The organism is Mesorhizobium sp. YIM 152430 (assembly GCF_029210365.1).
In the GTDB taxonomy this organism is placed as follows: domain Bacteria; phylum Pseudomonadota; class Alphaproteobacteria; order Rhizobiales; family Rhizobiaceae; genus Aliihoeflea.
In genome coordinates this window covers 424,624-442,916 of sequence record NZ_JARGES010000043.1, presented here as the reverse complement: position 1 = coordinate 442,916, position 18,293 = coordinate 424,624, and the positions used below count along the sequence as shown (strand labels likewise).

The following is an 18,293-nucleotide window of genomic DNA, read 5'->3' as shown; positions in this document are numbered from 1 at the left end:
GGGTGGAGGGCGGAGGAAGCATGGCATTTGATGATGGTGTGATACGCCGCCTGCGCGACCGGCTGCTGCTCTATCGCAGCGCCACGCGGCAGGGCGGACGCAAGCGGCAATGGGAAGCCATTGCGCGCGACATCGTCGATGCCGACAGCGTCCCTCACGCCTTCTATGAACGCGAAACCAGCTTCAAGGCGCTCGGCGAGGCGCTGCGCCGCTTTGCCGCCGGCAAGCAGGTGCTGACCGAAGAGCGCGCCGAAGCCCTCGCCGCCTTCCTTCGTGAAAAACGCTACCTCACCGATGCTGATCTTGAGGAGAGCGACGCCCCGGTGCAGGCGCTGCTCGGCCTGTCCGCCTTTTTCGGGCGGGACGGGCAGGACGACAAAGCGTTTGACCCCGTCTGCGGCGCCTATGTCGCGCTCAGTACCGGCACGACCGGGCGGCAGGAAGTGCGGCTGCTGCGCATCGCCCGCCATGACGGCCAGGGCTGGACGGCGGAGGAGACCGTGCACCTGACCGCCGGTACGGCGCCCGCGCATGATCCCGTGGCGCTGAACCGCTTCCTGCGCGTGGCGAGCCGCGCGACGATCTTCCATGATGGCTGGCTTGTCCCGTCCGCGCCGGATCAGGCGGCGCTGCTGGTACGCAGCCGCGAGACCGGGCAGAGCAGCCTGCGCACCCTCGCCCGTGCCGATGGACACGGTCTCTATGTGATCGAGCATGACGGGCTCGGCGCCGCGCCGACTGTTACGATGGATAACAAGGTACAGGAGCCGGCACCGGCGCAGGCTGTGCTGGCGGCGTGGGTCGCGCGGCATGGCTGGCACTTCACACGGCAGGAGGAGCGGTGATGGCGACAACCAGTTCCACCGCCAGCCCCCAACTGCCGCAAGCCTTCATCGCCGCCGCAAAGGCGGGCGATACGGATACGATCCGGCGCATGCTGGACTCGGGCTTTACCGCCATCAATCATGTCGAGCCCCAGACCGGCTTCACCGCGCTGCACTACGCCGCCGCGCGCAATGCGCGCGGCGTGCTGAAGCTTCTCCTGGCAACGGGCGCGTGCGATTACAGCCTGCGCGACCGGCAGGGCCGCACCGCGGCGCGGCTGGCGGTCGAGGTCGCCGACAATCCGGCCGCCGGGCGGCTGCTTTACGACAAGCTGCACGCGCAGCACCCGCAGGCCGAGCCGACGACCGGAGACGAGCAGGGGCTGCGCGCCGCGCCGCAACAACGGCGGCGCTAACCCGCGTGATACTTTCCGGCAAAGACGCCGTGATACGGCGCGCTGCTGTCGAAATACTCGACCCTTTGCAGGATCATCGGGTGATAGCCCGCCCAGATCACCAGCTGGCGCTTGAGCCGGTCCGCGCGCGCGAACTGGCGGCTGACTTCCTCCGGGCTCAGCAGATCGTGCAGCTCCACCGACGATGACTGCCCCGACAGCCCCGCCGCACTCTGCTCGGCATTGACCTCGCCTTCGCGCGCCACGCGCACGCGGGTCTTGCCGAGGCGCTTGCTGACATACTCCATCGTCATCAAATCGTTGTTGCCGAAGAACTGGAGGATACCGGCATTACCGGCGAAGGTCTCCCAGCGCTCACCGTAGAGCGCCTTGCCCTGGCCCCAGTCCTGCAAGAACACCCATAGCTTCACATCGAACGAGGCGATCTGCCCGGCGGCGTCTTCGAGCTGCTTCATGTGGCCCAGCACCGGGAACTCATCAAGGCAGACCAGCACCGGCGCTGCGGGCTTTGCCGGCTCGCGCTCCATCGCGTCGAGCAGCTGATTGACGAACAGCCGCAGCCAGCGATTGCACAGGCCCATGCGGCTGGCGGGCAGGCACAGAAACAGGCTCGCGCCGTTCCGAGACCGCTTCAAATCAGCCAGGTCGATGTCATGGCCGGACAGCACCCGGCGCATCGCCTTATAATCCAGAAACTTCGTGTGCCGCCGCGCGGTCGAGAGCACGCTGGCGCGCTCATTGCCCGGCTTCTCGTAGAACTCGCGCGCGGCGCTGGCGATGGCGTTGGCGAGGTCTTCGGTCTCGGCATCCTTGCCGAGTTCATCGGCATGCGCGAGCATCTCCAGCTCCAGCATGAAGCCGCGATCCTCGCCGGGGACCGGCACAAGACAATCACGCAGCAGCTCCCGCACCGTCACCAGCGTGCGGCGCCCGTCATAGTATGGCGCGGTCGCGACATGCAGGATCAACCCTTCGATAAAGCTGCGCGCGCTCTCATCCCAATGCGGGTCGCGGCCCGAGGCCACCACCAGCGCGTCGGCGATCAGCCCCGCATCCTCGATGATGGACTCGCTGGCGACATCCAGCACCGAAAGCGGATTGTAACGCTTGCGATACGGCGCGACATGATCGGCACAGGCATTGAACGGGTCGAGGACATAGACATCCTGGTCCAGCTCCGCCCGCCGCGCGGCGGTCAGGTTGGCAAGCTCGCCCTTGGGATCGAGCGCCAACACACTGCCGCGATAGAACATCAGGTTCGCGACCAGCGTCACCGACTTGCCCGCCCGCGATCCGGCGACGGTGAGCACATGGCGGTTATCGGCAATGCCGATCAGCTTCTCCCCGATCGCGCCGACCAGCAGCTTGCCGCCCGCATTGCGCGGGTCATAAGCCACGGCCGAATGCACCGCCAGCTTCTCCGGGTCCTGCCACCGCGCCTGCGGCACGGATTGTTCGGAGAGGAAGCGGCTGGCTACACCGCGCGGGACGTCGCGCAATAGCTCGGAAGGCAGCATTCTCATAATCTTGCTCCTGAATGACAGGCTCAAGATAGCCCGCCCGGGAGTGCCAAAACCTCGCCGATTCCGCGCCTTGTATCGGGTGGCGTACATCGATTAAATTAAACTGAAATAATACAACTACTTGCCGAAAATGAAATTTATATTTTATTTTAACGATCACGCTGTACAATTAAATGCTGGAGGAGCCGTGTTTAGGATCGTTTTTATATTACCGTTGTTTCTGATAATATTGACTTCGCCGGCGTTAGCCGATTGCGAGCTCATTGCCAATGGCACGACCCTTCTTGCGCCAACGACTAGACCGCCGGGAACGATCATTTACAACGTCGACCATGGATATTTCCAGGGCTGCGAAGAGGATACTTGGGTGCGGCTGAGAATAGCAGAAGCAGGCGTCTCGCAATGTAACCCTGCTACATGCTCAGGTGATGTCATAGACGGAAATAACATTAGAAACTACTTCGTTCTAACATCTGCTACATTTGACGGGAATCTCGGCGGGTTGGCGGGTGCCAATGCTGCGTGCCTAAGCGACCTAACGGCCAATGATTGGCGGGGAAAGGAAAACGTCACGTTGGACGCGACTACAGTACGCGCTTGGTTATGTGACGCGACAACCTGCAACGATCACTTGCCCGACACCATTTATCAGTTCGCACGTTCAGGAGATACAGGAGCCGGTGGCGCGTTCCTTCCTATGAGTGCTGGTAGTATACCGGCAACAAGTGGTACGCAATCCTGGAACGACCGACTTAGGTTAAGTGGCGGCGTCTCATATTGGACTAATCGGGCCGAGAGTAGCGCTTCTAGCTGGGCGAACAGTCCTTATCAGGCCAGCACGAGTTGTACTTCTTGGACATCAAATGATACAGGAATCAGTGGCAGAAGCGGCGGAAGTAATAATATAAATCAGTGGAGATGGAGTGTTGGCAATACGGCATGTAACAATCAACTCCGATTAATTTGCATTGTGGATGACTGATTAGGCTGTTGAGGGCGATAAGATTAAAGACAGAGACATTATACGTTTTATGCCTTTTGCTACCATACCGGGAACAGATTTTAGCCTCTCTATCTGATTTTTTCCAACTATCTCTCCTCTATACAGACTCCCCGGGGTGCGCACGGGGGGCCTACAGTAGTTCCCAATGATCTTCGTTCGTAGGTGAGTCTTCGGACTTTGCGGACCTGCCGGACGGCGCCTTGCGGTCAAGGGCCTGACCGCGCCAGCCTGCCGCCTGCGGGCCGAAGCCCCTTGGCGCAGGCCCGTGTTGGCCCGTGACCGCTTCGGCTGATGCCGCCCGGCCTTTCGTTCCGCGTCCTTCGGGACAGCAACAACGAACGAAAGGAAATCATCATGGGACTCGATATGTACGCCGCCATCCTGCACGAACCGCCGGCCACGCCGGTCGACTTTAAAGCCGAGGAAGGCGGGGAACTGCATTACTGGCGCAAGCATCCCAACCTTCACGGCTGGATGGAGCAGCTCTACCGCGCCAAGGGCGGCACGGCCGAATGCTTCAACTGCGTCAACCTCCAGCTCACGGCTGAAGACCTCGACCGGCTCGAAGCCGCCATCCGGCAGCGCGCACTGCCACATACCGAGGGCTTCTTCTTCGGCGCATCGGACGGCAGCGAGATTGAAGACGATCTGCGCTTTGTTGCCAAGGCGCGCGAGGCGCTCGCCGAGGGGCTGAGCGTCTTCTACTCCTCGTGGTGGTGATGACCATCATGTGCCGGACCGGCACGCCGGTCCGGCATTTCATCGGCATCTTCGGCCTCGGGAGAAAGAAGCTGATGTTCGCCGAATTCAAGCATCGCTCGCTCTTTCTTAAAATGCAGATACAGCGCGCTGCGGATGTAATCTTCAGCTGCATGATAATGCGCGGGATCGTCGAGATTGATGCGCAGGCCTTCTATCGGCTGGCGCGCAGCCAGCGCGCGCGAGACCAAATGAAGCCACGCAAAGGTTGCGGCCTGTTCCTCGGTCAGTGTCACCGCCGCCTCCCTCTGCCGATCCATATCGAGCCGATATGTGTCGGACAAGTCCTTGAAGGACGCCGCAACTTGCGGGTGCTGGGCCGCAATCCACTGCGCATGTTCCTGTGCTCTTTTGAGCCGCTCCTCCTCCTGCTCGTCCATCCATTTTTTAAGGAGGGATTGAGACTCATGCTCCCACAGAGCAAATTCTAGCCCTTTTCTCACCAGCTCCTTCAGCGAACGACCAGTCTCAGGAACATGCGCCAGCATCTCGTCGTCGATTTCGATCTCGATTTTCGCCATGGTGCCCATCCTACTCGCAGCGCGAAAATATTCGCTCGCCCTGCCGGAATGCTGTTTCCGAGATGTAGGTCATCTCCATCGTCGATGCGTTCGCGGTTCCTTCGGCTTCACATTCGGTGTTCAGGCGGACAAGATCGCCGGCCCGGTTCACGTCCCGCACTTTGCAGAAAAAGTCCGCGCCGTTCACTGAGCCGTCATTGATGTCATACAGGACATAATGGATGTCGTCGCCGATCCGGTCGACGATCTCGCCGTGGTTCAGGCCGCACAGCGACGCGTCGCTGAGATAGCGGCCATCGGCGAAGGGCAGCGCGACTGGCGGCTGCGCGGCGGCGATTGCCGCCGGGCCGCAGACTTCGCGCATCATCGTGACCGCATGGGCCGTACCGCGTAGGCCGAAACGGGCGATGGTGCCGCCGTCGACGCCGCCGCCACTGACCGCCAATTCATTGCCGGCGGCGAAGGCGTTGAGGAAGTCCTCCGGCAGCGGCCGGTCGGCCACCCATGAATTGCCGGGACCTTCATAGAGCGTGCTGGCGGTGAAATACTGCGCGCCATGGCGGTTTGTGATCTCGAGCAGCAGGAGTTCCGCTTTCTGGTGCGTGCGCTCCAGCGCGTCGCCGTCGTGAATGAAGGTCAGCCAGAAGCCGGGTTCGAGGAATTGGGTGGCGCAAGCGCCCCTGATGCGGGCGCGCCCGTCGGTCGATATGGCTTCGACGGTGACGCCTGTCGGGTCGCTTGTTTGTGTGGCGGTCCATGCGCCGCTGTCTGCGGCGGGCGCAGACGCGGCGGCGCTGCCGTCCAGCATGATCACAAAGCGCCGCTCGCCGGTCGGGCAGCAGCGCGGGTCGCCGGGGTTCATAACCGTCATCGTCACTTCAAACCGGCCTGGCGCGAAGCGGACATCGCGCGCACCATCGCCGAGAAGTTCCTGAAGCGGCGACTCCTTCACCACCTCATAGCGGCCACCCTTATCCCAGAGCAGCCACTCATCGAGATATTCGCTGTTCCCGCCTGTCGGGTGATAGATCAGCGCGACGGCGTCGTTCGTGCCGCGCCCGGTCAGATCACCGTAGAAGAGATTGACCTGCATCGGATCGAGGAAGTCCGTATCGCGCAGTTCTGCGGCAAGCGTCTCGGCCGCCGGCCCGTGCAATCCGTCGATCTGCTGCGCGGCGGCAAAGCCGGCGCTCAATGACAGTGCCGCGGACAATAGGGCGGCACGCAACACAGCCCACACCATGACTTCCTCCTGCTCGCGCCGCATCTGCGATGATGTAGACTATAGCAGTATCAGGGCACGATTTCGCGCGGTAATTGGATGTAGCGCCGTTGCTGTTCTTTGGCGGGGAGGTCATGGGCATCGATGTTCATGCCGCCATACCGCTTCTCGTCTTGAGGGTCTGGACTGCGGCCCGCGTCGTTGTTTTGAGATACCGGTTGTGACACGGCCATGCGCCGAGGGACGATAGCAGAGGACTAGCGCCTTCGCCGTGCATCGCCAGGGCGGCGCAGGGTCCATTGCCGGTTCGTCTTCCCGCCATGCCGGCAGCTGTCAGGGGCATCATGGTCCGGCGTGTTTATTGCTGCGGTTACCGCGTGCCGGGTGCGCTTCGTCCTTCCGCTTGTGCTGCCCTCGACTGAAGATCGCCAACCTGATCGGGCGCGCGGCGGGTTCAAGGCCCTGCGGCCCCTTGCGGGGTGGAGCGCGGGTGTCCCCGCCTTTCGGTTGCTGCGCGCCCTGCAAGGCGGGCGATCCCCCTCCCACGCCCCAGCCATGAACCCGCCGCTTGTTCGCCCGCTCCGCGGTGAGGCGTGTCGAGGACAACCCAAGCGAAAGGAGCTTAACAATGGCACGCTATCAGAACCGCAACGAAAAACCCGCCCGCGAGACCAAGGCCCCGGCCTTCATCGCCTGGCACGTCGACGAGAAAGGCGAGAAGTCCTTCTGGACCCGCATCGGCGCCGCCTGGGATCACAAGGACGGTGAAGGCTACACCCTCCAGCTCGATCTCCTCCCGGTGAATGGCGGCCGCGTCATCCTCCGGGTCCCTTCCGAAAACAACCAGGAGGCGGGCGCGTAAGCGCCCCCCCCCTTCACCCCGGAAGAGGAGGAGATAGACATGAACTGTTCCGCACAAATCCACGCCGCCAAGCTCGCCATGGCGCGCGCCGCATGGGCGCGCGGAGTTGCCCCGTACTACGACGAGAGCGCCGTGATCGACATGCTGGTGGACCTGCGCCACTACGCCAGACAAGCCGGTATCGACTTCGCGCGTTGCGAACACATGGCGGTCGGCATCTTCAACGTTGAGATCGGGAGCGCGCCATGACGCGCTCCCGTCAAACCCACACCATCACATGGCAGGGCCGCACCATCGAGGTCCGCTACGAGCCCCGATGGCTGGGCTCCGATGGCCCGTTCAATACGGCCCATCTGGAGTTGGAAGTGATCGAACCGGCCCGCTCACCGTTGCCGGTGACCGAGACCGGCTACCGCTCCTGCTTCCTCAAGGCCCAACTGGTCGAGGAGATGGGCGGGCCGGTGGCCTTCGCCCTCTCATGGCTCGATCAGTCGGCGAAGACGCAATCCTGGAAGGACAGCGAACATGCTTCGCGGCAGATGAGCCTGTTCTGATCTGGCGGCTGAAAAGGAAAACGGCGCGCCCCGTGCGGGGCGCGCCGTAACTTTTGATCGGCCTATTCGGCCGGAACCAACGGCACCTTGTGGTCGCCGCAGAGCAGGTGGGCATCATGCTTCGCCCAGGCCTTGAGATCGCATTCCGGGCAGGCATAGCGCACGCGCTTGCCGCTTCGGGATTCGGGCTCGGCTTCGCCTTCGCCCGTGATCCCCGCGACCGGGTCGATTTGTACTTCCTTCCAGTCGATGGTGAAGTTGCGCGCGATCAGCCGGTTCGCAGCGGCCTCGAACGGGCCGCCGGCGATAATCAGGTGACCGACGCTCTCGCCGGTCTCCTTGCCGCCTTCCGCGCCGCTGGCGGTGGGCGCAAGTCCGACCGCCGTCATCTTCGCGGCCCATTCGCGGTTGTGATAGCGCCCGCGCCCGGGATGCCCGCAATGATGCTGCCACAGATGCACCATTTCATGGACGAGGGTGGCGAGGATATCGATCACCGGGCGGCCTTCGAACTTCGCGGGGTTCAGGGCAATCTCGTCGGCCTGCCGGCCATCCTGATTGCGGAACCGCTCAGCCGCAAAGAAGCCAAAGCTTCCTTTGCGGCGCTGCAATGTAATGAGCGCGTTCGGCAACTCATTGCCGAACAGCGCCTTGTTGAAATGATCGTAAGCCTGCTGGAGCCGGTCATAGGTCTCACGGGTCGGCTTCACCTGGAGATCGACGGGGGCGAGGTGCATGTTCATGGCGAACCATCTCCGGCACCGGGGCTCCTTCATTTTGGAATGTACATTCCAATCGAGCCTGCGGTGCGTTGTGTGATGGAGCCCAATTTGGCTCTGTTACCGCTCCTCTTTCCTCGCCAAAACCTCGTGCCCGTTTCATCGCCATAGTGTAATGTGCATGACAGTTCGCGATAGCGACTGGCGCATATTTCCTACTCGGCCCCGACCTCTGGTATAATTTAAGTATAGCCGGGGTAAGTCGGATAGGGCTTTGTACAAGGTGTGCGTGGTACTACCACGCCAACCTTGCCGGGGGGATTTCACATCCCCCGCGGACCCCCCGGTGGCATCCGTAAGGCTTGCGAATCCGCATGGGGCGGATTCGGTCCAACGGATGCATTCAGCCGGTCGCAGGAGCTGGCGGGCATTGAGCCCACCCCGGCTGAGGCAACGTTTCGCCGTTGCGTCACGACCGGGAGATTCTGCTCTCCCTGGACCCATCAGGCAAAGGGCTATCCGCGCCCCTTGCAACCACGGTCAGGACTCTCGCGTCCTGAACCACGACCCGCCGTCGCCCTTGCGGGCTATGGCGCGCTGTGCCGGTGACGGCAGCGTAAGGGAGATGTCGCTCTCCCTTTGGAAACCCATCGACGCAGGGGATGGCGCTCCCTGGACCCTCGCTTGAGCGGGGCGGATGGCGGCGGTTGGATGGCGCGCGGTTTGCGCGCGGCGGATGATGAGACGGCGCATTTATGTATGTGCCATGACGGAGAGGAAGACTCGCGATGCCCCGATTTCCTACCGCCCGCCCGCAGCACTCCGGGAGGAGTTTCGGGTGCGTGTAGACAAATCCGGCCTCTCCGTCGGCGCCTTCATCACCCGATCCATCTTCGCCGAAGATCCGCCCCGCCAGGTGCGCCGTGCGCCCGTCGAGCAGCAGGAGCTCGCGCGGCTTCTTTGCGAAACCGCGCGGCTGCATGATCGCCTGCGCGCGCTCGGCGATCGGGATGCTGTCGATCCCGTGCTTCTCGAAGAGGCGGTCCGCGACCTGCATGAAATCCGCGCCGCGTGTCTGGCTGCTTTGGGACGCAAGCCATGATCCCCAAAGCGAGCCAGCGTGCCGGCGGGCAGGACCTCGCCACCCATCTCCTCAATGCCCATGACAATGAGTATATCGAGCTGGCCGATGTCCGCGGCGCGGTCGCATCCGACCTGCATGGCGCGTTCGCCGAATGGGAGGCGATCGCGCAGTCCCTGACCAAATGCCGGAATTACCTCTACAGCCTGTCGGTCAATCCCGATCTAGGTCAGGGGCAGCTCAGCCGCGAGCAATATCTCGACTACATCGCCCGCGTGGAGAAGGCGATGGGTCTCGATGATCAGCCGCGCGCCGTCGTCTTTCACATCAAGAACGGGCGCGAGCACTGCCATGTCGTCTGGTCGCGTATCGACGACCGCGCCGGGAAGGCCGTCCATCTCGCCTTCGACCGTGAGAAGCTGATGATGGTCACGCGGGAGTTCGCGCGCGACCACGGTCTCAAGCTGCCGGACGGCTATGAGCGCGGCGGCGATGATCGCAAGCGTAAGTCGCTCTATGAAACCCAGCAGGAGCGTTCCTCCGGGATCACCAAAGAGCAGCGCATGGCCGCGGTCACGGAAGCGTGGAAGCGCAGTGACAGCCCGCGCGCTTTTGTGCGAGCGCTGGAGGAGATGGGTTATGTCCTCGCGACCGGCAAGCGGCCCTATGTGCTGGTCGACCGCTATGGTGACATGAACGCGCTGCCCAAGCTGATCGATGACAAGTCGGTCCGCACGAAGGACATCCGCGCCTTTCTGGAAAAGGACTTCCCGCCAGACTCGCTCCCCACCGTGGAGGAGGCGAAGGCGCTGGCCGCAGAGCACCGCAAGGCACGCGAGGCGTTCGCGCGCAGCCAGCGCGACGGGCGCAAGCTCGAAGCGCTGAAAGCCAAGCAGGCCGAGCGGCGGGCAGAGGTCGAGACTGCGCAGGTGAAGATGCTGGAGCGGCATCGGCACGAGCGCGCGGCGCTGGTGGAGCGTCAGCTAGGCGAGCGACGGGCCTTGAAGGCGCGCTACCTTGCTGAGGTCCGGCAGGTGAAAGAAGCCCGGGCGGCGCACCGGCCGACGGGGCTTGCCGCCTTCCTTGGGCGCGTCACCGGCGTCAGCTATGTGATCGGCAAGCTCCACAAGCATCGTGATGCGCAGCGACATGCGGCCTTCGTGGCCGAGAAGGCCGCATTGGCCGAACGGCAAGAGCGCGCGGCGCGTGACCTCAAGCATCGTCATGACCTGCAAGCCCTCGACCAGGCGCGGGCCGTGCGCGCTCTCGACCAGATCGAAAAGCGCGAACTGCGTAGCTTCGAGACCGCGCAGCGCAAGGAGGAGCGCATAAAGGAGCGCGCCGGTCGCGAGCACGGGCCGGAGCTGGGGCTTGAACTGAAGCCGCGCGGGCGGCGGGCTGTGCCGCATAAGGCCAAAAACCGTTATGTGAAGCGGGCGCTGGAGCAGGCGGCGGCACCGCAGATAAAGCCGAAGCTCAAGGCCACCTTCGACCGTGCGGCTGATGGCAAGGGCGATGGCCGGCAGGAAGGTCGCGGGGAGAGCGGCGGGCCTCAGCTCAGGCGCACGCGAACGCGTCGCCCGCACGTCGAGCGCCGGCAGGAGCCGGTTGAGGTTCAGGCTCAGGCTCCGGCCCGCACCTTCGTCCAGCCACACTGGACCGAGCTGCCGCTATCCGAGAAGTTCTTGCGCGCGGCGCGCGACCGCGATGATGTCGGTCGCGGCGGAGAAGACACGCGTGGTGTGCGGATATCGCGGTCGGAGCGGCCCGGGGAGCGGGATGCCCGCAAGAAGGGGCGGGATGGGGATTTTGAGCGGGAACGGTAACACCGGAGATCGTCGAGGCGTCAGAATATCTTATGCAGCATCCCCGCACAGACGGATGCGTCTCTGGGTGCGATGGTTTCGCTATGTCTGTCACGCGCCTTGGAGTAGCTTTGAAGTGGGGATTCGTATCGTCTGCATGGCGAATTAACGTAATCAACAGGCTTTGCATGTGAGCTGAAATAGACGCGGAATACTGGGGGGCAATTTGAGTTCGGTGACCGACAGGCTGGAAGAGTTCCAGAAATACGTAGCTCTGCTTAAAGGGGACGAAAAAGGCGAGGCGCAGGTGTTTTGCGACCGCCTATTTCAGGGCTTTGGGCATAAAGGCTACAAGGAAGCCGGCGCGGAGCTCGAGTACCGGATCAAGAAAAATTCCAGCGGCGGTCGAAGTTTCGCAGACCTCGTATGGAAGCCTCGCGTGCTAATCGAGATGAAAAAGCGCGGCGAGAATCTCTATGCGCACTATAAGCAGGCGTTCGAGTATTGGATTCACGCGGTCCCAAACCGGCCGCGTTATGTCGTACTCTGCAATTTCGATGAATTCTGGATATACGATTTCGACAAACAGATTGATGAGCCCGTCGACATCGTCACTGTGGCCGATCTCGCCTTGCGCTACACGGCGCTCAACTTTCTGTTCCCGGACGATCCGCCTCCGATCTTCAAGAACGACCTGGAGGAGGTGTCCCGCGAAGCGGCCGACAAAGTCGCCGGGGTGTTCAACAGCCTTGTTGCACGGGGCATCGAGCGCGCGAAGGCGCAGCGCTTCGTGCTGCAACTGGTTGTCGCAATGTTCGGCGAAGATATCGGTCTGTTGCCAGCAGGGACGGTTCTTCGCCTTGCCGACGATTGCCTGAACAAAGGTCAGAGCCCCTACGACTTGTTCGGTGGCCTGTTCACGCAGATGAACACGGCAAAGCCAGCCACCGGTGGCCGCTTCAAGGACGTGCCGTACTTCAACGGCGGTGTGTTCCAGACCGTCGAGCCTGTCGATCTCACCGCCGAAGAGCTTCTGCTTATTGCCAGCGATGAAGAAGGCGATGAGGGGGCGGCGCGAAAAAACTGGTCGAAGGTCAATCCCGCAATTTTCGGGACCATCTTTCAACAAAGCATGGATGCCAAGGAGCGCCACGCCTACGGCGCGCACTTCACGTCCGAAGCCGACATTATGCGTATCGTCATCCCCACGATCACAAGGCCGTGGCAGGAAAGGATCGAAGCCGCCAGTAATATGAAAGACCTTCTCGCCCTTCGTGGTGAGCTCATGAAATTTCGGGTGTTTGATCCTGCCTGCGGCAGCGGCAATTTTTTGTACGTCGCTTATCGCGAGCTTGTGCGCATCGAGATCGCTCTGATGACCAAGCTCAGGGACATCGTGAGCGACAAGAGCTTCGAGGAACACGCGAAAACGGTCTCGCTCATCAGCCCTCGTCAATTCTATGGGCTCGACCGCGATTCGTTCGGCGTCGAACTCGCCAAGGTCACCTTGATGCTGGCAAAGAAACTGGCGCTGGACGAGGCGATCGAGGTCATGGAGCGCGACCAGATTGAGTTGTCGCTTCACGGCGACGATGCTCTGCCGCTCGACAATCTCGACGCCAACGTCGTGTGCGACGACGCGCTCTTCCGCGACTGGCCCGAGGTGGACGCCATCATCGGGAACCCGCCCTATCAGTCAAAGAATAAGATTATCGACGAGCTGGGTCGGGCCTACGTAAACCGGGTGCGCCGCGCGTACCCCGGCGTTCCCGGCCGCGCCGACTACTGTGTCTATTGGTTCAGGAAAGCGCACGACCACCTGAAGCCCGGTCAGCGCGCAGGCCTCGTGGGGACCAATACCATCCGGCAGAACTACTCCCGGGTTGGGGGACTGGACTACATCGTCAACAACGGCGGCACAATTACCGAAGCCGTCTCAACCCAAGTCTGGTCCGGTGATGCCGTCGTCCACGTGTCCATAGCCAATTGGCTGAAGGGATCGCAGAAGGGGAAGAAAGCGATATTCCGGCAGGTCGGTGACAGTCTCGACTCCCCATGGGAGATCAAGTCTCTCGACAAGATTGGTCCGTCGCTATCCTTCGATCTCGACGTCAGTATCGCCAAACCGATCAAGGCAAATTCGTCATCAACAGCTTGCTACCAGGGTCAGACGCACGGCCATGAAGGATTTCTGCTGAATGCCGTAGAGGCAGCCGACCTTGCAAAACGCGACGCCGGAGTCGAGAGCTACATTCACCCGTTCCTGATCACCGACGATCTGATTGGGACTCTCGACGGCTTACCATCGCGGTACGTGATCGATTTCGAAGAACTGGAACTCATCGAAGTTCAGAAGAAATACGGCCATACCGCAAAAATGCTGGAATCACGCGTGCTTGCCGATCGCATAAAATCAGCGGCAAAGGAGAAGGCGCGCAACGATGAGGCGCTTGCCGACAACAAAGACGCCAAGACGGCCAAGGATCACGAGAACGCGCTGAAATACTGGTGGCGACTGTTCAGGCGCCGCGGCGAGTTGCTCTCGCATATCGAGACCATGGATAGGTACATCGTGTGCGGCCGCGTAACGAAACGTCCGATTTTTGCGTTCATTGATCCACGCATCCGGCCAAACGACTCTTTGACCGCTTTTCCTCTCGATGACGATTATTCTTTTGGAATCCTGCAATCGAGCATCCATTGGCAATGGTTCGTCGCCCGCTGCTCCACACTCAAGAGTGACCCCCGCTATACTTCGAACACGGTGTTCGATTCCTTTCCTTGGCCGCAGAAGCCGACAGCAGCGCAGGTCAAAGCCGTTGCGCAGGCTGCCAAGGCGCTACGCGAATGCCGAGCCAAACAGCAGGCTGATCATGAATTAACGTTGCGTGAACTCTATCGGACCTTCGACTTGCCGGGCGCATCTGCAATGAAAGACAGCTTGGCAAAGCTTGATAATGCCGTTCGAAAGGCGTTCGGCATGACAAAATCCGAAGACCCGCTCGCATTTCTCCTTGATCTCAACCACGCGGTGGTGAAACGTGAAGCGGCAGGCGAAGCCGTCATCGGACCCGGCATACCTCCGGGCATTTCCCGGAAGGTCGCTCGCCTGAGCAGCGATTTCATCATTCTGCCATGACCCTCCTAAAAAGAGGCGGATCGCGCGGCTGCCTGCCGGGCGAGCCGGGGCAGGCTGGGGCATGCGGCCGCCGCTTCCACCCCGATTACGGCCACGACCGCCTCCAGAAACTCAGGCGGCACGCGCATCCGGCCCTTGCGCAGCGCATTGAGCATGGCTTCGGCGTGGGCGGCCCTGCCCAGCGTAGCGACACCCAAAAGCCACTGCGCCGTGCAACCTTGCACAATATGCGGGAAATACTGCCCGCACATGCGCCGCGCTTTCCTTTCATCGAGAACGGCCACCGCGCCGTGCTGGACCGCAAGGGCGATCGTCGCGGCTTCGCCGTCATCGAGCGTTTCGCCGTAGGTGTTGTCGATCAGTGCCGTGTACGTTGTTGCCGCTACTCCCTCCAGAGGCTGGCGTTCGACGAGTCCGGCTTCAACCAGCGCGTCGAGCTGCGCGCCGTCGTCATGGCCAAATCGCGCGCCGATGGCCAGTTCGTTGCCGGCGTTGTCCGGCACGATAACCCGGCGCGCGATCAGCTCGATGACGCGGCGCGCCTGACCGCTCGCGTTGAGGCCAATGACCACGCTCGCATCGGCTATTAATGCCGCGTCGGGATCAGCGAGGAATGCGGACAAGCTCATCAGCTTCGCTCTCCTCGCGCTCTGCGCCGTCTAAAACTTCTCTGATGCCGTGAAGGTCGAGCTGGAGCATTCGAGCAAGCTGTCCTTCGCTATAGAGCTCTCTCTTCCACGCCTCCCGCGCAAGGAGGGCTAGGCGCGGAGGTACGAGGCCGCGCGACAGACCTTTGTAGGAGGGACGGTCTGGCTCTCCACCCAGTACCTGGGCCACGTCCTTGTCGCTGATCCCTCCGTTTGAAACGAACCAGTCCCACGCTCCCTTTGGCGCAAGGCCCAATTCTTCGAGACGTCGTACCATAGCTTCACGCGAAACCCCGAAGGCATGGGCGAGCAGAATGACGTGGCTGCGGTTCAGGTGCGACTGGCCCGCCGTGATCTCGGCGAAGCGCTGGCGCACTTCTCGGCCTGGCGTCAAAAAACAGCGCTGGAAAATGTTGGCGTAGCGTTCTTCGCGCGATGCGAAGCGCTCATCCTCAGTAAGCACTTCCGGTTGCCGGCGCGTTGATATGAAGTGCGCCGCCTCGTGGACGCCGCTTTGCGTCAGGCGCTCGTGCGGATGGCTGCCATTAAGAAGGATGCAGGCGCCCGCGCTCTCATCATAGGCGAACAGGCCCGCGATCTTGCCGGGAAGCCGCCGCACATACACGCGTACGCCGAGCTGGAGATCGAGGATGGAAACGATGTCCAACACCGGACCTGGACCGAGGCCGAGCCAGTCGCGCAGTTCCTGCGCGTGCTGTTCGGCCTGGGTATAAAGTTCGCCGGGCAGGATCGGGCGTTCGGGAGGATAGCGTCGCTCGCGCACGACTCCGAGCGCGTCTTCCAGCTCGACTTCAGCCTGCACCAGATCGTTGAGCAGCCGGGTTGCCTGTTCGACCGCGTCGTCCCCGTCTTCATGCAACCGTCTAAAACGCGGGACCAAATCAAGGTGGACGGCAGCGCGGCGTAAGATGGCGTTGGCCGACGTGCCATAGGCCGCGGCCAGCTTCTGTAGTTCCTCCATCTGGATTCGCCGCTTACCCTGTTCAATGGCAACGATCGTGGTTCGCGCCGCTCCGATCAGCACTGCCGCCGCGGCCTGCGTGACCTTTCGTCCTTCGCGCGCTATGCGCAGGCGCTCGCCGATCTCTACGTCCGATAGACGCTCTCCCGGTTCAGTCATGGTCATGCCCGCGTCCACTGTCTGAGGAACGAACGCGCTCCCTTATCCTGCAAGAAATCATTCCACTCAGCCGCATGCCGTTCGAGCATAGCCACCAGCCGGGCTTCCACTTCGGCCGTCGTCATGTCGAGCGCCTTGCCCACGAATAGGGCGTGGCGTCTTAGCAATGGCCGACTGACCGGAAAGGCAAGGTCGGCCATGTGATCGAGATGCTGCGTGCCCGCGATGGCATATTCGCGCAAGGCGCGGCCACGGGTCCGAAATCCATGCTGCATTGCACCCTGGAGATTGTCTGCGCAAAGGTCGCGGCACGCATAAACGCTGTCATCGTCTTTCAGGCCCGCCGCGTGAATGCTCATCCGGCGGAGCATGCAGGCGGCGCAGACGCCGCATTGCATGAGCTTTCCATTCAGGGAGCAGTGGCGCGCGTTCTGCCAGCACGACCTCGTGTCGCGCCAGTCGTCGCTCCCCGGAAGGGCCACATACGCCTTGAGCGTCTCGCCTTTGGTGGACCAGATGCGCGGAAAGACGAATCGGACAGGCCTTTTGAGGAGAGCGGCAAGAAATCTCTCCATCCGAATCGTGAAAAGCGGATGGCTGCGGAAGTCTGGATAGGCTTGTGCGGAGGAGGTTACGAGCGCCGGGCCGAAAATGCCCTGGCCGCTTTCGGGCAGAACGATTTCAGAAGCGTCGGCGAGGTAGGCTGCCACGCCGCTGATGAGTGCGAACTTGAATCCGCGGCTGCGGGCACTGGTTTCGCCCGCCGCCTTTACGTTGTAGGGGACGGCGGCGAAGGGCAGAGGCTCACCGGGAACCGGGCGTCCGCCGGCCTTGGAACCGACACGCACACGTACCAGTTTGCGGCCCACGCTTCGCGCAGTCAGCCCGGCAACGGCACGGGAATCCATGCCGTCGCTGAACGCAATGACGGAATCGGTCGCAATGTTGAACTGGAGGCAGTCCTGCGGCGGACGGGGCGTTTCGCCCGCACTCTGGATGAACTCGAAGTCCCAGTCATCGCCCGTCAGGAAACAGGCCGCGTCCCGCAGGGCGTCATGCACGGCGTGGTCCAGCCAGCGCGCGGGCTCCAGCACCGGTATGCGCACGGTGAAGGCGCGACGCCAGCCCAGTTTCGGGCGGGCGAAGGTCCGGTCCGCATACTCCACAGACGCAGCAACGACCATCGCGTCGTAGATGACCGGTTCCCACCGTGCGAACGCGTAGGATTCGAGTGCGGCCGTCGAGAACTTGAAATTCTTACCCATGTCGAAGGGCAAGCGGCCGCGCCGCGCGCGTCCCGAAGGGACCACGTCAATCGCGCGCACCGGCACTCTTGCCTTGTAAGCGGCGAGGGTCATAGGCGCGGCCCCTCGCCAAGCCCGGTCCGGCGCGGGGTCCGGATCGAACGCCGGGACGGCGGCCGGGCGGGGGAGAGCAATTCGCGGGCGATGCCGGCGCAATCCAGCTTGTTGTGGGCTTCGTCCAGCCGGGCGCGTACCGAACGGCTCGCCCGGGCGCCCGCTTCCCGCTGGTAGTGTTCGTCGATGCCCCGCATGGCTGGCCGCGCGATCTCTTCGAGCGCGGCGGCCACAGCGGCGGCCGTCCCGGCTTCTCCCTTGATACCGGTTGCGGCGGCCTCGACGGCGCAGTCAATCAAGGTGTTGGTAGCGGCGGAGCGTGGAGAACGGGCCCGCAGCGCCTCCAACTGGTCGAGACGCATGTCGGTGAACAGCGTGTCGCTGTTCATGATCTCCCGGACGGCGGCGATCGGCGCTTCGAGAATGTCCTTCTTCAGCGCAAAGGTCATAGCCTCGCACACCTCTTCGGCGGTGTGGGCAAGGTTGGCTGCCCGTTGGGCAGACAGCTTCCAATGTGGGCGCATATTCAGACTGCGGTGGGGACCATCACTCATCGCGATTCTCCTATGTCAGGAGTATGCGATAAAAATACTGACAATGTCAAATTTGTTCGGAAGTGCCAGAACGGCGCATCGGGACCGGGTCAAACCGCTGTTACGGCAAATGAGGCAAGCTCCAAGAACGTTTGCGGAAGGTATCGAATAATGATACTTTATGCG

The 18,293-nt window shown here is 62.2% G+C and carries 17 protein-coding genes; 9 read left to right on the top strand and 8 right to left on the bottom strand.

What is annotated here, in order from left to right; genetic code table 11:
- Positions 1-20: 20 nt before the first annotated feature.
- Both PZ895_RS14400 and PZ895_RS14395 read left to right on the top strand, forming a co-directional pair.
- Positions 21-845, top strand: coding sequence for a hypothetical protein (locus tag PZ895_RS14400; RefSeq protein WP_275839663.1), 825 nt, complete (start codon positions 21-23; stop codon positions 843-845).
- On the top strand, positions 845-1,240 hold the full coding sequence (locus PZ895_RS14395; protein WP_275839662.1) for an ankyrin repeat domain-containing protein: 396 nt from the start codon (positions 845-847) through the stop codon (positions 1,238-1,240). Before PZ895_RS14400 ends, PZ895_RS14395 begins: the two co-directional genes overlap by 1 nt.
- On the opposite strand, the gene PZ895_RS14390 is transcribed toward PZ895_RS14395, so the two are convergent.
- Positions 1,237-2,763 carry a type IV secretory system conjugative DNA transfer family protein gene (locus PZ895_RS14390; RefSeq protein ID WP_275839661.1) on the bottom strand — a complete coding sequence of 509 codons (1,527 nt, stop codon included), beginning with the start codon at positions 2,761-2,763 and terminating at the stop codon, positions 1,237-1,239. The genes PZ895_RS14395 and PZ895_RS14390 overlap by 4 nt on opposite strands.
- 1,357 nt (positions 2,764-4,120) lie before the next feature.
- On the opposite strand from PZ895_RS14390, the gene PZ895_RS14385 reads away from it, so the two are divergent.
- A complete protein-coding gene (locus PZ895_RS14385) occupies positions 4,121-4,486 on the top strand; it encodes a phosphoglycerate kinase (RefSeq protein ID WP_275839660.1) in 366 nt (121 codons plus the stop codon).
- Here the strand turns inward: PZ895_RS14385 and PZ895_RS14380 are convergent.
- Positions 4,468-5,046 carry a hypothetical protein gene (locus PZ895_RS14380; RefSeq protein ID WP_275839659.1) on the bottom strand — a complete coding sequence of 193 codons (579 nt, stop codon included), beginning with the start codon at positions 5,044-5,046 and terminating at the stop codon, positions 4,468-4,470. The genes PZ895_RS14385 and PZ895_RS14380 overlap by 19 nt on opposite strands.
- Before the next feature lie 10 nt (positions 5,047-5,056).
- Positions 5,057-6,289, bottom strand: coding sequence for a hypothetical protein (locus PZ895_RS14375; RefSeq protein WP_275839658.1), 1,233 nt, complete (start codon positions 6,287-6,289; stop codon positions 5,057-5,059).
- Positions 6,290-6,896: 607 nt separating this feature from the next.
- Here PZ895_RS14375 and PZ895_RS14370 point away from each other — a divergent pair.
- The 3 genes from PZ895_RS14370 to PZ895_RS14360 are packed head-to-tail and all read left to right on the top strand — an operon-like array spanning position 6,897 to position 7,684.
- Positions 6,897-7,130 (top strand): hypothetical protein, encoded by a 234-nt coding sequence (locus PZ895_RS14370; protein WP_275839657.1) that lies wholly within the window; start codon positions 6,897-6,899, stop codon positions 7,128-7,130.
- A gap of 39 nt (positions 7,131-7,169) precedes the next feature.
- The gene (locus PZ895_RS14365; RefSeq protein WP_275839656.1) at positions 7,170-7,379 is read left to right on the top strand and encodes a hypothetical protein; all 210 of its coding nucleotides are present in this window, start codon (positions 7,170-7,172) and stop codon (positions 7,377-7,379) included.
- Positions 7,376-7,684 (top strand): hypothetical protein, encoded by a 309-nt coding sequence (locus PZ895_RS14360; RefSeq protein WP_275839655.1) that lies wholly within the window; start codon positions 7,376-7,378, stop codon positions 7,682-7,684. Before PZ895_RS14365 ends, PZ895_RS14360 begins: the two co-directional genes overlap by 4 nt.
- Before the next feature lie 62 nt (positions 7,685-7,746).
- On the opposite strand, the gene PZ895_RS14355 is transcribed toward PZ895_RS14360, so the two are convergent.
- Entirely contained in the window at positions 7,747-8,427 is a 681-nt protein-coding gene (locus tag PZ895_RS14355; protein ID WP_275839654.1) for a SprT-like domain-containing protein, read from the bottom strand.
- Positions 8,428-9,241: 814 nt separating this feature from the next.
- Here PZ895_RS14355 and PZ895_RS14350 point away from each other — a divergent pair.
- From PZ895_RS14350 to PZ895_RS14340, 3 genes are all read left to right on the top strand, one after another.
- The gene (locus PZ895_RS14350) at positions 9,242-9,505 is read left to right on the top strand and encodes a hypothetical protein (protein WP_275839653.1); all 264 of its coding nucleotides are present in this window, start codon (positions 9,242-9,244) and stop codon (positions 9,503-9,505) included.
- Positions 9,502-11,310, top strand: coding sequence for a relaxase/mobilization nuclease domain-containing protein (locus PZ895_RS14345; protein ID WP_275839652.1), 1,809 nt, complete (start codon positions 9,502-9,504; stop codon positions 11,308-11,310). The genes PZ895_RS14350 and PZ895_RS14345 overlap by 4 nt, the downstream gene beginning before the upstream one ends.
- 214 nt (positions 11,311-11,524) lie before the next feature.
- Positions 11,525-14,428 carry a DNA methyltransferase gene (locus PZ895_RS14340; protein ID WP_275839814.1) on the top strand — a complete coding sequence of 968 codons (2,904 nt, stop codon included), beginning with the start codon at positions 11,525-11,527 and terminating at the stop codon, positions 14,426-14,428.
- 5 nt (positions 14,429-14,433) lie between these two features.
- Here PZ895_RS14340 and PZ895_RS14335 read toward each other — a convergent pair whose 3' ends face one another.
- Genes PZ895_RS14335 through PZ895_RS14320 form a run of 4 tightly spaced genes read right to left on the bottom strand, consistent with a single transcriptional unit; the run spans position 14,434 to position 18,128 of the window.
- On the bottom strand, positions 14,434-15,057 hold the full coding sequence (locus PZ895_RS14335) for a hypothetical protein (RefSeq protein ID WP_275839651.1): 624 nt from the start codon (positions 15,055-15,057) through the stop codon (positions 14,434-14,436).
- Positions 15,032-16,222: an XRE family transcriptional regulator gene (locus tag PZ895_RS14330; RefSeq protein WP_345803532.1), complete on the bottom strand. Its 1,191-nt coding sequence runs from the start codon at positions 16,220-16,222 to the stop codon at positions 15,032-15,034. Before PZ895_RS14330 ends, PZ895_RS14335 begins: the two co-directional genes overlap by 26 nt.
- Entirely contained in the window at positions 16,219-17,574 is a 1,356-nt protein-coding gene (locus PZ895_RS14325; RefSeq protein ID WP_275839650.1) for a 7-cyano-7-deazaguanine synthase, read from the bottom strand. The genes PZ895_RS14330 and PZ895_RS14325 overlap by 4 nt, the downstream gene beginning before the upstream one ends.
- On the bottom strand, positions 17,571-18,128 hold the full coding sequence (locus PZ895_RS14320; RefSeq protein WP_275839649.1) for a hypothetical protein: 558 nt from the start codon (positions 18,126-18,128) through the stop codon (positions 17,571-17,573). Before PZ895_RS14320 ends, PZ895_RS14325 begins: the two co-directional genes overlap by 4 nt.
- Between the last annotated feature and the right edge of the window lie 165 nt (positions 18,129-18,293).

Coding starts and splice junctions, on each gene's coding strand:
- PZ895_RS14345 (WP_275839652.1), top strand. CDS start 9,502: ATGATCCCCAAAGCGAGCCAGCGTGCCGGCGGGCAGGACCTCGCCACC.
- PZ895_RS14360 (WP_275839655.1), top strand. CDS start 7,376: ATGACGCGCTCCCGTCAAACCCACACCATCACATGGCAGGGCCGCACC.
- PZ895_RS14375 (WP_275839658.1), bottom strand. CDS start 6,289: ATGGTGTGGGCTGTGTTGCGTGCCGCCCTATTGTCCGCGGCACTGTCA.
- PZ895_RS14390 (WP_275839661.1), bottom strand. CDS start 2,763: ATGAGAATGCTGCCTTCCGAGCTATTGCGCGACGTCCCGCGCGGTGTA.
- PZ895_RS14400 (WP_275839663.1), top strand. CDS start 21: ATGGCATTTGATGATGGTGTGATACGCCGCCTGCGCGACCGGCTGCTG.
- PZ895_RS14320 (WP_275839649.1), bottom strand. CDS start 18,128: ATGAGTGATGGTCCCCACCGCAGTCTGAATATGCGCCCACATTGGAAG.
- PZ895_RS14335 (WP_275839651.1), bottom strand. CDS start 15,057: ATGAGCTTGTCCGCATTCCTCGCTGATCCCGACGCGGCATTAATAGCC.
- PZ895_RS14380 (WP_275839659.1), bottom strand. CDS start 5,046: ATGGCGAAAATCGAGATCGAAATCGACGACGAGATGCTGGCGCATGTT.
- PZ895_RS14365 (WP_275839656.1), top strand. CDS start 7,170: ATGAACTGTTCCGCACAAATCCACGCCGCCAAGCTCGCCATGGCGCGC.
- PZ895_RS14355 (WP_275839654.1), bottom strand. CDS start 8,427: ATGAACATGCACCTCGCCCCCGTCGATCTCCAGGTGAAGCCGACCCGT.
- PZ895_RS14330 (WP_345803532.1), bottom strand. CDS start 16,222: ATGACCATGACTGAACCGGGAGAGCGTCTATCGGACGTAGAGATCGGC.
- PZ895_RS14385 (WP_275839660.1), top strand. CDS start 4,121: ATGGGACTCGATATGTACGCCGCCATCCTGCACGAACCGCCGGCCACG.
- PZ895_RS14395 (WP_275839662.1), top strand. CDS start 845: ATGGCGACAACCAGTTCCACCGCCAGCCCCCAACTGCCGCAAGCCTTC.
- PZ895_RS14325 (WP_275839650.1), bottom strand. CDS start 17,574: ATGACCCTCGCCGCTTACAAGGCAAGAGTGCCGGTGCGCGCGATTGAC.
- PZ895_RS14370 (WP_275839657.1), top strand. CDS start 6,897: ATGGCACGCTATCAGAACCGCAACGAAAAACCCGCCCGCGAGACCAAG.